Below are 13227 nucleotides of genomic sequence, written 5' to 3'. Positions count from 1 at the left end.
TCATGGCGTTGGTCGTGCTTCTGGGACAACCGGCACTCGTGCGTGTGCCGTGCGATCTCACTTCGTGAAGAGGTAGATCACGCTGCGGTGCAGCGAATAGTGCGCCGTCTCGTGATAGCCGAGCCGTTCGAGCGACGACGTGCCCCACAGGTATTCGTGTCCGGGCATGGAGTACTCCACGACCCACACGCGGTCGACCCCGTGGAAGCGACCGAGAGCGGCGGCTTGGTCCACCGTGTACGCGGAGTCGTACCAGGTGAGGTTCTGGGCGTACGGCACGCGCAGTGTGACATCCTTCACGGCCGAGAACGCAGAAGGATCCGTGCTCATCGCCAGTCGGGTACGCCTCGAAGGCCTGACGCCCTCGTCGAACACGATGCCGTCCCCGGCCACCGCCTTGGCCTGGATCGTCGCGGCGATCTGGTTCCAATCGGACTCGTTCATCGAATACGGCCCGCGCTGGCCGATCCAGACCGGCGTTGCGGCGAGGAGCACCGCCGCCAGGCCCGCCACCACCACCCACCTGCGCCGGGCGAGGCGGTCGATGCCCGCTGCGATGAGGATGGCCGCGGCAGGCGCCGCCATGGTGCCATACCTGGCGGTGAAGCCGTGGAACACCGCGGTCGCGGCGATGAGCGAGCCCATGGGCAGAACGAGCCAGCAGAGCGCCAGCAACACGACGTCCGGACGGGCGTTCGGTGCCGAGTCCACTGTCGCGGGCGCGCTTGACGGCCACGCATTCAGGCTCGGCAGGATGCCCCTGCCGAGTGAGCGCGCAACGAGGTCGTATACCGCCACCAGGATGAGCAGCCAGGCGAGGATCGCGAAGGGCAGCGCGCCGAACCACATCTGCACGAATACCGACGTGGCGGTCACCTGCGCTTGCCCGCCGAGGTATGCCACCTGCGCGCGCTCGAGGTATGCGAACACCAGAATCGGTGAGGCCGCGAGCACGGCGATGCCTGTGGCTACGACGAAGGCGAGCAGGTGGCGCCTGACGCTCGGCGTGAGCGCGAGGAACGCGCCGATCGCCACGACGATGAGCAGGTCGTAGAGGAACAGGTAGGTTGCCAGGGCGAGCACGCACGTGTAGGCCGTCCACAGTCCGGCGCTGCTCCGCTGCCGCAGCACGATCTCCACCACGATGACGCACAGCACCGCGCACAGCGCGGCGTCCGTCGCGTACGAGCGCGCTTCCTCGCCCGCGAAGGTCAGCCGCGGTAGCACCGCGGCGACGATGCCGGCGAGGAGCGCGAGGCGTCGGGACCCCAGTCTTCCGCACATCCAGGCAACGGCCGCAGCTGCGAGACCGGTCGCCACGGCGCTGGGCAGGCGGATGGCGAACGGCGACGTGCCTGCGACGCCTATCCACAGGTGCAGCAGCACGTAGTAGAGGCCGTGCACTGCATCCACATGGCCGAGCATCGTGAAGAGGCTGTCGAACGAGCGCTGCGCAGACAGCAGGCTCGCGGCCTCGTCGCCCCACAGCGACGGGATCCAGGAGCCGGTCAGAGCGACAGCCGTGGCAACAACGCCCAGCGTCAGCGCGAGCACGCCGAGCCGCCGCCGTTCGCTGACGCGAACGACGGATGGCAGGTGGATCGTGGCGGTGTCTGCCGTCACTCTTCCGTCCAATCCGGATCGTCTGGCGCTGACTCTTCGTTTCGGAGGCGCCACTCGTTGCCGAGAAGGGCCAGGCCGAAGAAGACGGCGCCGGCCAGCAGGGCGGCAGCGAGGGTCGCCGGGGCGGCGATCCACTTGACGTCCATGAGGCCTCCCGAAATCCGTTCCCCTTCAGCCACGTTCGATCAATGATTCCCAGATTCGGCCAAGAACGGGGGCACCCTTAGAGGATGCTCAGACCTGGGGCAGCGTGAGAGTGAAGCAGGTGCCTGCAGATGAGGTCGCGGTCAACTCGATGCGTCCGCCGTAGCGGTCGGCGATGTCACGCACCAGGGCGAGACCGATACCGAATCCGGAGCGCGCGTTACCCCGGGTGGCTACGTCGCCGTGCGCGAACCGCTCGAAGAGCCGGTCGGGGTCGATGCCCTTGACGCCTTCGCCCTCGTCGCGCACCGACAGGGCGAAGAAGGATGGCTCCTTCGCCGGCTCGATGGTGACCGTGACCGTGCCTCGAGCCGGCGAATGTGCAATGGCATTGTCGACGAGCGCGACGATGCACCGTCGCAGCGTGCTCCGCGGCACGTGCGTGATGCTCTGTCCCCGCGCGTTCAGCCGCAATACCACGCCGCGCTCGCGCGCGATCAGCTGCAGATCGTCGAGCGTCTCCTGAGCGAGTGATGCGACGTCGGCCGTGCGTCCGGACTCGATCTCGCCGGGAGAGGCGGCCGCAAGGAGCAGGTCGGTGATCACGTCGCCCAGCACGCGCACGTCTTGCCTCAAATCCTCGAGGTTCTCCCTGGTGTCGGCACCTGACTCCATCTCCTGGCCGAGCAGTTCGACACGCGCGGCAACGACGGCAACCGGCGTGCGCAGTTCGTGGCTGGCGTCGGCGACGAAGGTGCGTTGGATGCGCAGCGCTTCCCCGAGCGGCCGCACTGCGCGGCTGGCGATGACCCAGCTGAGGCCCCCCGCGACGACGATGGCGATGATGCCGAGTGCGACCAGAGCCAGGAGTACGGCATGCGCGTCGACGTAGATCTTCGTCTCGCCGGGCGCCGACTTCTCCACCAGCTCGCTGGGCTGCGACTGATCGATGATGAACGCCACCGTGAGGGCGATCACGAGAACGACGATGGCCGTTGCGGCCAGCGTGATCTGGGCTGCAACGACGCGCGACGCCCTGGCGATCGCTGCGGCATCCGCTCCTTTGGCGCGAGCCGAGTCGGGGCCCACCGCCGCGCGTTTCATCACAACTGGCCCAGGCGGTAGCCCCTGCGCCGCACGGTCAAGACGATGTCCCTGTCGGTCTTGCGCCTCAGGTAGTGCACGTAGGTGTCGACCGTTCCGGGCTGATCGTCGGCGCTGAACACGGTGCGCAGGATGTGCTCGCGCGAGAACGTGCGCTCCGGGTTCTCGGCGAACAGCCGAAGCATGGCGCACTCGCGAGGCGTGAGCAGGATGCGCCCGATGTGCGGCGAGTAGATGCATCCGTCATCCGGGTAGAACGTGGACTCGCCGATCGGCAGCCCGACACCCTGCGGATCGAACCGCCTGGTGAGCGCTCGAAGCCTCGCCAGCAGCTCGTCGTACTCGAAGGGCTTCACCAGATAGTCATTGGCACCGGCATCCAGCCCGTCTACCTTGTCGGCAGTCGTGCCGAGGGCCGTGAGCAGCAGAATGGGCGTGGTCACGCGGTCCTGACGGAGCCTCTTCACGATCGTCAGGCCGTCGACGGACGGGAGTCTGCGATCGATGACCATCACGTCGTGATCGCCGCTGCGTGCGCGTTCGTACCCTTGTTGCCCGTCGGCGACGAGCTCGACCTCGAAGGATGCCTGCAGAACCTTCGCCATGAGGGGGCCGAGCCGGGCGTCGTCCTCGATGAGCAGCAGCAACTGCCGCGTCTCCCCGGTGTCCCCGCCGTTCGTGCCCATCGGCCGCACCTTTCGCCCCCGCTCGGCCGGCTCCAACGCACCGGCGCCCTGCACGTCGGCGCTCTGCTGTTCGGTCCCGTCGTACCTTCGTCCACGGGCGCTGTTCAGCTTCGGCAATCCGGCGTTCATCATCAGGGGTACCACGACCAGGTCGACTCGGCCTGATGGCGGCACGGATGCCACGGCATCCGTCGTGAAGCGGCGATACGGCATCTGGCGACTTCAGGTCCGATACGCCGCAAGGTCATCGCGCGTCCTCGTGCGCGGCCTCGACCACGGCCGTGAACTCCTCTGCCACCTCCGCTCGGTAGGCATCGGCGTCGAGCGAGCTCGGGGGAACGTCGCCTGCCCAGAACGCCATCATGCCGTCGGCCAACGACGCGTCGCTCTGACCGACCACGTGGATCGCGCCAGATGGCAGCGCGTCATGCACCGACGCGAACGCGGTAGAGACGATCGGAAGCCTGCAGACCGCTGCCTCCAGCAGCACCATCGGCTGGCCCTCGTACACGCTTGAGAGCACGAAGCAGTCCGCGGCCGCCAGAATGGCGAACGGATTCTGATAGGCGCCGGTCAGCGTGACCACGTTTCCTAGGCCGCTGTCGTCGATCAGGTCTTGCAACTGATCGCGCAACGGTCCACCGCCGACGATGAGGAGGCGCGCATCAGGATGCCTGTCATGCACGTGCGCGAACGCCCGGATCAGGCGTGCGTGATTCTTCTCCGGCGACAGGCGTCCGACCGTCACGAACCAGCGCGCGTCGTGCCGCTCCAGTTGCTGCACCCAGTCGGGAACCAGCACCTCCTCGGTTTCCGGGTCGACTGGATGCCCTTCCAACTCGGCCAACGGCTGCTTCATCCCGGCGAGCACTCGCTCGACGTTGGGCAGGTTCCGCACTGTCACGAAGTGCTCGGGCGGCGCGTACTCGGCCAGCTCTCTTCGGTTCAGCTCGGTCAGACGCGGCGACACCGAGACCAGGCGGTCGTACGAGTGGTACAGGGCGAACACGTGCCCGAGGCTGCGCAGCATGCGTTTCTTGCCGTTCACCTCTCGCTGCCGGTCCGCCGCCATCTCGTTGTGCAACCAGATCGCACGCGGTGCGTCGGGGGAATGCAGCAGAAGCGTCGACCAGAACGGGCCGTAGCCGCTGAAGTCGGCGACCCAGTCGAAGCGTGCGTCTCCGAATACTCTGGTCCATTCGTCGTCCCACAGCGACTTGTGGCGAAGGGGGTCCTCGTGTTGAAGCACGTCGCCCCGGCGCTCGTCCCACTTGCGTCGCACGTGGGAGAGCTTGCTGCCGTTCATGCCGCCGACCCGGAAGATCTGGCGCACCTCGGGAGGGATCAGCGCCTGGTTGGCGCGGTGCCATCCGCGACGCGAGTACGACATGAGGACCGTCACGTCGTAGCGATCGTGGTCGATGTCGGCCAGCAGGTTCATGGCCGCGGTGGTGATGCCGTTCGAACGCATTCCGCCTAGGTACAGCAGCAGCCGGCGCCTGCCGTCCGTGGCGGCCGGCCGCACGTCGAGCCCGTCCGTCAGACCACGGAACACCACGTCGATGACCCGGCCCGTCGCATTGCCGTCCTCTTTGGAAGCGAAGCGCCGCTGCCAGTCTGCGTACTTAGGGGTGAGCGGCTCGCCACCGAGCAACGCGTGCATCGTGCTCCCGGCCAGAGCCGCGTCATCGACCACGGGCCCGGGCAGCTCATCTGGCGCGAAGTACGTGCCGCGCGTTTCCGCGTACGCCGGCGCATCCGGCGTGTAGAAGACGATCGGCTTTCCCGTGGCCAGATAGTCGAAGAAGATCGACGAGTAGTCCGTGACGAGCCCGTCGCATACGCCGAGGATGGCGTTCGTCGGCAGTGAGTTCGGCGCGAGGATGCTCCTCAGCTCGGGCCGGGAGGCCGCGAACGAATGCACGATCTGATGCGTCTTCAGCAGCACGACGTAGCGTGGTCCGAGCTCGCGTTGCATCGCGCGCACGTCGGCGATCAGCTGGTCGACGTCATCCTCCGGCCGGCCGAACGTTTCACCATGCCAGGTCGGTGCGTAAAGCACGATGGAGCGGTCGCCAAGCTCTGCGCCCGATCGCTCCAGGGCCGCACGGAGGTGAGCGGCGGCCTGACCGTCCAGACGCTGTCGGTCGATGCGAGGGTAACCCTCGGTGATGATGCGGCCGGTGTAGATGTTGCGCAGGCGGTAGGCGTCCTCGTACATGCGCTCGGCCATGAACTCGTTGGCGGCCAGCAGAAAGTCGGCCGCGAGAAAGTTGCGCAGCGTGTTGGCCGAGTCGAGCGCTCCGCCCGGCATGTCGAAGCCCATCTGTTTCAGCGGTGTGCCGTGCCAGGTGTTCAGGTACACCTGTCCTGCTCGCTTGCTGAACTCGGCGGGGAACGTGGCGTTGCTCACAAGGTACTGGCTGGTGGCGAGCGCCTTGTAGTAGGCGCTGCTGCGATACGTCACGAAGGAGACGCGCTCGTCATCGGCGAACTCGCGCATCAGCTCGGGAGCGGCGTTCCGCCCGGCGATCGCCCACACGTGCCGGAAGTCCGCGAACTCAGGGTCGGCGATCAGCCCGCGGAAGATCGCCTCCGGATTGCAGAGCGCCCCGTTTCCCGAGAACGACTCGTAGAGAACGGTGCCTGGGCGGATGGGTTGCTTGCGCCAGAATGCGTGGCGATCGTATTGGGCGGCACGCCGCAGCTTTCGCGCCTGGCGGCGGATGCGGGCGAGTGGTGACTTCACAGGCGACCTTGAGTTGAGGTTGGCGGACTTGATCCGGGCAGGGTAGCCCCAGGCTCTGAACCCTGACCCAAGAACCTTCTAAGCGTAGGCGGCGGCCTAGCACCAGCACCACGTGGTGAGAACCGGTTCCCTCCGATCTTCTAGCTCCCTACCGTTACGTCCGGTCGTGCCCGTTCGTGGACCCGGTCGTGCCCGTCCGTGGGCGGAGGGGTGGCGGATGCACGCGCGTCGGTCGTCACGTACGCCGACGCCGGTCGAGCACGGCATCCCACGGAAAGAGAGGAGGAACGCATGAGCAGTGAGCCGAACCGCGATCCGGGAAAGGACGCAACGCCACCGATGGACCCGGACACGTCCGAGGCCACCAAACGCCAGCTCGAGCTCGCAGCCGAGCAGGGGCGGTCGTATCGCAAGGCTCTCGACTACATGGTCGGCGAGGTGGCCAAGGGCGGAGGCCTGCAGCGAGCCGGCGACTACCTGATCGGGTACGCGGTCGAAGATGCGGAGGGCATGTACAGCTTCGACGAAGGAACCCTCACCTGGCACAACCCCGAGGACGAGAACGTGCATCTGGAGGTCGTCGTCTGCGACGGCTCGGACGGACGATTCGTGCCGAGCGTCGGCGTCACGGCGACTCTGGTCACGCCGTCAGGCGATGAGCTGGGGCCGCACGAGCAGGTGCTGGTGTGGCATCCGATGATCTACCACTACGCGCGCAACTGGACGGTTCCGGAAGACGGCGAGTACGTGTTGCGCGTGCACGTCGAGCCGCCCGCCTTCATGCGACACGACGAGATCAACGGCCGCAGGTTCACAGAACCCGTGGACGTGGAGTTCACGGGCGTCACGATCGAGCGCGGCGCGGAACCGGTCACACCACCGACGGCGTAACCCGCGGATTTCAGCTCCCCTTGCCGGCATGCTAGGCTCGTAATCGTGCCGCGGGGTGGAGCAGCTCGGTAGCTCGCTGGGCTCATAACCCAGAGGTCGTAGGTTCAAATCCTGCCCCCGCAACCAATCGAGAAGGCGTCCCGCAAGGGACGCCTTCTTCGTATCCTCGTGGCGCCGACCGAATGAGGTGACGTGGCTGGCATCGGATCCACCGCAGACGACGCAGGGTCGCGCCCGGCAGAGGGACCGGCGGCCGAGAGGTCGGTCGCGGTCGCGGTCGCTCAGTTCGCGCCCGGCGAGGATGCGCACCACAATCTCGCGATCATCGAGCAGCTTTCGACCACTGCGGCTGGCCGAGGCGCCCGGTTGATCGTCTTTCCCGAGTACTCGTCGTACTTCGCGGATCCCGTCGACTCGCGTTTCCTTGCGAACGCCGAGCCTGTCGACGGCCCGTTCACGAAACGACTGGCAGACCTCGCCGACATGCTCGGCGTGACGATCGTGGCGGGCTTCGCCGAGAAGACGGACGTCGCAGGTCGCTTCTCCAACACACTCGCAGCCGTCGCGCCGTCCGCGGGCATCGTCGCCCTGTACCGCAAGCAGCACCTCTACGACGCGTTCGGTGCACGCGAATCCGATGTCGTGCTCGCCGGCGAGCTGGCTGCACCGCAGCTGTTCACGGTCGGGGACCTCACGATCGGGCTTCAGACCTGCTACGACCTGAGGTTTCCCGAGATAACGCGTACCATCGTCGACGCCGGGGCTGAGGTCGTCGTGGTTCCGAGCGAATGGGTACGCGGTCCGCTCAAGGAGCACCATTGGCGCACCCTCATCACCGCGCGGGCCATCGAGAACACGGTCTTCGTCGCTGCAGCCGACCACCTCGGGCCCGTGGGCGTGGGCTCGAGCGTGATCGTCGACCCGATGGGCGTCGTGCTCGCGGATGCCGGTGAGCGCGAGGCCGTGACCCTCGCCTGGCTCGACCGTGCACGTCTCGAGCAGGTGCGCGAGATCAACCCGGCGCTCGCACTCAGGCGCTACTCCGTGGTGCCAAAGGACTGAGCGGCCTGCGAAGGTCGGAGCACCCGCTGTGGCCGGGGCGGACACTGCGAGCAAGAGCGGTGAGCGGCCGCCGAGGCGGCGAATCAGCTCAGCGCAGGTCGGCGAGCTGCGCCGCTGCACGCTCCAGCACGTCCACCCGCTTGCAGAACGCGAAGCGCACGAGCGATTCCGCCTCGCCGCGCATTCGTTGTCCGCAGAAGGCGCTGATCGGCACGGCGACCACGCCGGCGAGAGAGGGGAGCTCGCGGCAGAAGGCCACGGCATCCGTGTAGCCGAGGGGTGCGGCATCCGCCACGACGAAATACGAGCCGTGCGACGGGAAAACGCCGAATCCGGCGCTCTCCAGTCCGGCGGACAGCAGGTCGCGCTTGGCCGCCAGCGTGGCGGCGATGTCTGCGAAGAATGAGTCGGGCATCCGCAGCCCGGCCGCGATCGCGGGCTGGAACGGTGCACCGTTGACGTAGGTGAGGAACTGCTTCACGGCGGTGATCGCGGTGACGAGCGGCGGGGGAGCGACGACCCAGCCGATCTTCCATCCGGTGGTGCTGAACGTTTTGCCGCCCGACGAGATGGTCACCGTGCGGTCGCGACCGCCGGCCAGCGTCGCGATCGGGATATGCGGCCGATCGAACGTGAGGTGCTCGTACACCTCGTCGGTGACGATGATCGCGTCGTGGGCGTGTGCCAGCTCCACGATGGTCTCGAGCGTCTCGCGGCCGAACACGGCTCCGGTGGGATTGTGGGGGTCATTGACGAGGATGACGCGGGTGCGATCGGTGACGGCGGCGCGCAGCTCCTCGAGATCGGGCTCGAAGTCCGGAGCCCTCAGCGCCACGGTGCGATGGATGCCGCCTGCGAGCGCGATCGTCGCCCCGTAGGCGTCGTAGAACGGCTCGAATGTGACCACCTCGTCGCCGTCCTGGAGCAGCGCGAGCAGCGTGGCCGCAAGCGCTTCGGTCGCTCCGGCCGTGACGAGTACCTCGCGGTCCGGATCGACGGTAAGACCGTAGAAGCGCTTCTGGTGCTCGGCGATGGCCTCGCGCAGCACCGGCATTCCCATGCCGGGCGGGTACTGGTTCACGCCGTCCCGGATGCTTCGCACGGCCGCCTCCAGCACCTCGGCCGGACCGTCTTCGTCCGGAAACCCCTGCCCGAGATTGATGGCGCCGGTGCGAGTGGCGAGCGCGCTCATCTCCGCGAAGATCGTGGGCGAAACGGCGCCGTCGCGGCCGAGCAATCCTGCGCCGTGCGCCGCTCGTTGCCAGTTGCCATGGATCAACGACGGCATGGTGCCTCCTCCTCGTGGTGCGGTGCTCCCCAACGCTAATGCCCCGCCGCCGTGACGTGCGGCTTCGCCGATCCTCGATCGACAGATGGGGCTGTGGATAACAGAATCGGACCTGCCGAGGGTGCCCTACCGTGGTGTCCATGTCGCTGCGCAGACGGATGCCCGCTGCGGCCTTCGCTGCGCTCATCGCGCTCTCGCTCGCCGGGTGCACGCCGAGCAATCCGACGCCGACACCTTCGCCGACCGCGACGCGCAGCCCGCTGTTCGCCTCGGACGAGGAGGCACTCAAAGCCGCAACGGATGCCTACGCCGCGTACTTGAAAGTCACTGACGAAGTTCTTGCTAGTGGGGGAGCCGAACGGGAGGCGTTCCGACAAGTTTCAACTGGCGACGCTTTCAAGAAGGCAGTGAGCGATGCCGATGAATTCAAGAGAAATAGCGCGCACACGGTTGGATACACCAAGTTCGACTCGGCGCGTCTGTCGTTCTACAAACCGGCTCTGAAGATCCCCGTATCGATTTTTGTGTGCGACGACGTGAGCAATGTTGATGTGGTGGACAGTCATGGGACCTCGGTTGTTAGTGGCGACAGGAAGACACGAACTCCTTGGCAAGTCTGGTTTCAGGCTTCATCCAACAGTCGGCTAGTGGTCGTCGACCGGATGCTGTGGACGGGGCAGGACTATTGCGAGGGATAGCGGCCGCTCTAGTTGTAGTCGCCATCTCTTTCACAGGGCTGGCCGGCGCTAATAGCGATGAGGGCTGCGGTCGCTGGAGCCAATACACGGGCGGCTGCTCCACCGGCTCCATCAACGGGGACCACGTCGACATCGGGGGTCACACCGGCGGCGGAGGCGGCGCAGGCGAGACGCGCGACGATCAGGCATCCGACGGCAATGCGCCTCCCGGGCCACCCGCCGCAGATGCCTGCGTTGGACAGGGGCGCATCTGCACCGGCGAGGCGGTGTTCCAACCGGTCAGCCTCGCGATGTCCGACCTCGCGTCGTTCTACCCTCAGAAGCCCACGATCAGCGAGGAACCGAACGGCTGGGCGATCATCGGCCTCGACACGAATTTCGTCGCCGACCCTCGAACGCATTCAGCGTCCGGCTCGTTGCTGGGCCGGCCCGCGACGGTGCGCTTCACGCCGCAGGCATTCTCGTGGGACTACGGCGATGGCATCCGTGCCGAAACCGCCACGGGCGGCAGAACGTGGAAGGAGCTCGGTCTTCCCGAGTTCAGCCCGACGCCCACCAGTCACGTCTACTCCGCGCCCGGCAGTTACGGCGTCAGCCTCAGCGTGCAATACACGGCGCAGTACCGCATCGGATCGGCGCCATGGCAAGACGTGCCGGGTACGCTGGCCCTGTCCGCGCCGACGTTCACCGTCATCGCGGCCGACGCGAAGACGGTTCTGGTGCAGCGCAACTGTCAGCTCGATCCACGAGGGCCGGGCTGCTGAGGGCTGCGGCGGATCCGTTGATGTCGAAGGGCATGACCAGGCATCGGGCATGATGCCGGTCACGTCGGAGCGATCGATGCGTCGTTGCTAAACCATGGGAATGTTCTAGTCCGTTCACAGATTGCCCATAATCCATGCCCAGCATGACGGCGGATGCTTGTAGTGCTTGGAAGGAGCAACGACAGATGACCGACACACCGAAGGACCCCGCGGAGACGCCGGAGACGGCACCGCAGCAGCCTGCCGCGCAGGACTCGGTTGCCGATGCGACGCAATCCGACGCACGCGAGGAGACAGCCGCGCCCCAGCCCGGGTCGAGCGACAGCGTCTCCACGAGAACAGGCGCGACCGAGCAGAACACGACAACGCAGCCGACGGTGCAGCCGGCCGCGCAGCAGAACGACGGCTCGAGCGCGAACGAGACCCGGCCATTTGAATCCGGGTCGAACGAGACTCCATCGAACGAGACTGGGCTGAACGAGACGCAGCCGACCGAGCAGTTGCCGCCGTACGGCGCAGCACCACAGACGGGCATCCCGCAGTCCCCGCAGGGTAGTGGCCAGGCGGCGCAAGGCACGGAGAACCCATACGCGGCGCAGCAGGGGTATCAGTACCCGCAACAGCCGGCCTACGGCCAGCACGCCGGGGCGTACCAGTACTCGCCCCAGCAGCCCGGACACGCGCAGCCGCAGCACGGCGCGTTCGGCCAGCCCACCTATGCCGCTCAGGAGCCGGGCCTCGGTGCCCAGACAGCGACGACCGAGAAGCCGGCCAAGCAGAAGGACGGTAAGAGCAACAGGGCCGGGCTTCTCATCACCGGGTTCGTACTCGCGGGGCTGCTTGGCGGCGGCGTCGGAGCGGGTGTCGTCGGCATCTACGCTGCCAACTCGAACGGTGGCAAGGTTGTGGCCTCCACCGGCGCCACGAACGTGACGGTGAACAACCCGCAGACGGCGACGAACGTCACGGCCGTGGCATCCAAGGTGAGCCCGAGCGTCGTGACGATCAATGTGTCGGGCAGCCAGGAGGCCGGCACCGGTTCTGGCATCATCCTGAGCTCGGACGGCTACGTGCTCACCAACACTCACGTGGTCACGCTCGACGGCGTCACCGGGAGCCCGACGGTCACCGTCACGACCAATGATGGCAAGATCTACAAGGCTAAGGTGGTCGGTACCGACCCCGTGCTCGACCTCGCGGTGATCCAGCTGCAGGGAGCCAGCGGCCTCACCCCTGCGACCTTCACGGACTCCGACAAGGTGAATGTCGGAGACTCGACGATCGCCATCGGCGCACCGCTCGGCCTCGCCGGAACCGTGACGAACGGCATCGTCAGCGCGCTGAACCGGAGCATCCAGATCGCGTCGTCCGCTGCGCCCAAGCAGGACCAGCAGGACAACGGCGGTAACGGCGGCAACGGCAGCAACCCGTTCAACTTCTGGAACTTCGACCAGAACGGCGGAAGCGGTCAGTCGTCGACGCAGAGCACGATCTCGCTGCCTGTCATCCAGACGGATGCCGCGATCAACCCGGGCAACTCCGGGGGGCCACTGCTGAACGGCAAGGGTCAGGTCATGGGCATCAACGTCGCCATTGCGAGCGCGGGCTCGTCCAGCGCCTCGAGCGGACAGACCGGAAGCATCGGCGTCGGATTCGCGATCCCTTCGAACGTGGCCAAGCGCGTCGCGGACGACATCATCAAGGACGGGAAGGCGAGCAGCGGTCTGCTCGGCGCGACGGTCGCCGACTCCACGTCGGACACCAGTGCCACGACTGTCGGTGCCTTGATCAAGTCGGTCAGCTCAGGCGGCGCTGCCGCGAACGCCGGGCTGAAGGCGGGGGACATCGTGACCAACTTCGACGGCAAGCCCATCACCGATGCGACCGACCTCACGGCGCAGGTTCGGGCTCTGGCCGGTGGAAGCAAGGCGACTGTCACGTACGTGCGCGGCGGCCAGGCGAAGCAGACAGATGTGACGCTCGGAACGCTCTCGACCGACTGACCTACCGGCTGAACGGCCCGAAACCGCCGATCGAGCAGCGCCGAAGGCGCGCGTCGCGACCCCTTGCCAGGGGCTTTCGACGAACTCGATCGGCGGTTTCGTCGTCGTCCGGCGCCGCACGAGACGCCGACTGCGCGGGCATCCTCCTGTGCACCTGCCGGGTGTCCGCTCACGCCGCGCTGATAGGCTGAGCCGACGGTTCGACGAGCGGATGT

The 13227-nt window shown here is 66.9% G+C and carries 11 protein-coding genes and 1 tRNA gene; 6 read left to right on the top strand and 6 right to left on the bottom strand.

The annotated features are described in order from the left end of the window. Positions 1 to 57: 57 nt before the first annotated feature. From ACO2Q7_RS04120 to ACO2Q7_RS04100, 5 genes are read right to left on the bottom strand one after another with little or no spacing between them, the layout of a single operon-like run. The gene (locus ACO2Q7_RS04120) at positions 58 to 1623 is read right to left on the bottom strand and encodes a glycosyltransferase family 39 protein (protein ID WP_423354354.1); all 1566 of its coding nucleotides are present in this window, start codon (positions 1621 to 1623) and stop codon (positions 58 to 60) included. Continuing rightward, the gene (locus ACO2Q7_RS04115; protein ID WP_423354353.1) at positions 1620 to 1802 is read right to left on the bottom strand and encodes a hypothetical protein; all 183 of its coding nucleotides are present in this window, start codon (positions 1800 to 1802) and stop codon (positions 1620 to 1622) included. Before ACO2Q7_RS04115 ends, ACO2Q7_RS04120 begins: the two co-directional genes overlap by 4 nt. A 55-nt stretch (positions 1803 to 1857) precedes the next feature. Continuing rightward, positions 1858 to 2856 carry a sensor histidine kinase gene (locus ACO2Q7_RS04110; RefSeq protein ID WP_423354352.1) on the bottom strand — a complete coding sequence of 333 codons (999 nt, stop codon included), beginning with the start codon at positions 2854 to 2856 and terminating at the stop codon, positions 1858 to 1860. A 14-nt stretch (positions 2857 to 2870) separates the two neighbouring features. Continuing rightward, the gene (locus tag ACO2Q7_RS04105; protein WP_423354351.1) at positions 2871 to 3770 is read right to left on the bottom strand and encodes a response regulator transcription factor; all 900 of its coding nucleotides are present in this window, start codon (positions 3768 to 3770) and stop codon (positions 2871 to 2873) included. 31 nt (positions 3771 to 3801) lie between these two features. Continuing rightward, entirely contained in the window at positions 3802 to 6306 is a 2505-nt protein-coding gene (locus ACO2Q7_RS04100) for a CDP-glycerol glycerophosphotransferase family protein (RefSeq protein WP_423354350.1), read from the bottom strand. A gap of 291 nt (positions 6307 to 6597) precedes the next feature. Between ACO2Q7_RS04100 and ACO2Q7_RS04095 the strand changes: the two genes are divergently transcribed. The 3 genes from ACO2Q7_RS04095 (at position 6598) to ACO2Q7_RS04085 (ending at position 8259) form a co-directional block, all read left to right on the top strand. Then, positions 6598 to 7197, top strand: a complete 600-nt coding sequence (locus ACO2Q7_RS04095; protein WP_423354349.1) for an iron transporter — start codon at positions 6598 to 6600, stop codon at positions 7195 to 7197. Positions 7198 to 7246: 49 nt separating this feature from the next. Next, positions 7247 to 7323: transfer RNA gene (locus ACO2Q7_RS04090), tRNA-Met, on the top strand. 66 nt (positions 7324 to 7389) lie between these two features. Next, positions 7390 to 8259 (top strand): carbon-nitrogen hydrolase family protein, encoded by an 870-nt coding sequence (locus tag ACO2Q7_RS04085; RefSeq protein ID WP_423354348.1) that lies wholly within the window; start codon positions 7390 to 7392, stop codon positions 8257 to 8259. A gap of 88 nt (positions 8260 to 8347) precedes the next feature. Here ACO2Q7_RS04085 and ACO2Q7_RS04080 read toward each other — a convergent pair whose 3' ends face one another. Further along, entirely contained in the window at positions 8348 to 9547 is a 1200-nt protein-coding gene (locus ACO2Q7_RS04080) for a pyridoxal phosphate-dependent aminotransferase (RefSeq protein ID WP_423354347.1), read from the bottom strand. A 140-nt stretch (positions 9548 to 9687) separates the two neighbouring features. On the opposite strand from ACO2Q7_RS04080, the gene ACO2Q7_RS04075 reads away from it, so the two are divergent. The 3 genes from ACO2Q7_RS04075 to ACO2Q7_RS04065 all read left to right on the top strand — a co-directional run bounded on the left by ACO2Q7_RS04075 (position 9688) and on the right by ACO2Q7_RS04065 (position 13012). Beyond that, a complete protein-coding gene (locus ACO2Q7_RS04075; protein WP_423354346.1) occupies positions 9688 to 10245 on the top strand; it encodes a hypothetical protein in 558 nt (185 codons plus the stop codon). Then, positions 10215 to 11009, top strand: a complete 795-nt coding sequence (locus ACO2Q7_RS04070; protein ID WP_423354345.1) for a hypothetical protein — start codon at positions 10215 to 10217, stop codon at positions 11007 to 11009. Before ACO2Q7_RS04075 ends, ACO2Q7_RS04070 begins: the two co-directional genes overlap by 31 nt. 185 nt (positions 11010 to 11194) lie before the next feature. After that, positions 11195 to 13012: a trypsin-like peptidase domain-containing protein gene (locus ACO2Q7_RS04065; RefSeq protein ID WP_423354344.1), complete on the top strand. Its 1818-nt coding sequence runs from the start codon at positions 11195 to 11197 to the stop codon at positions 13010 to 13012. The last annotated feature ends 215 nt before the right edge of the window (positions 13013 to 13227 follow it).

The organism is Rathayibacter sp. KR2-224, from assembly GCF_049446075.1.
Classification (GTDB): Bacteria; Actinomycetota; Actinomycetes; order Actinomycetales; family Microbacteriaceae; genus Humibacter.
Note: the sequence above shows the minus strand (reverse complement) of the source record. Positions and strands in the feature narration are given on the sequence as shown.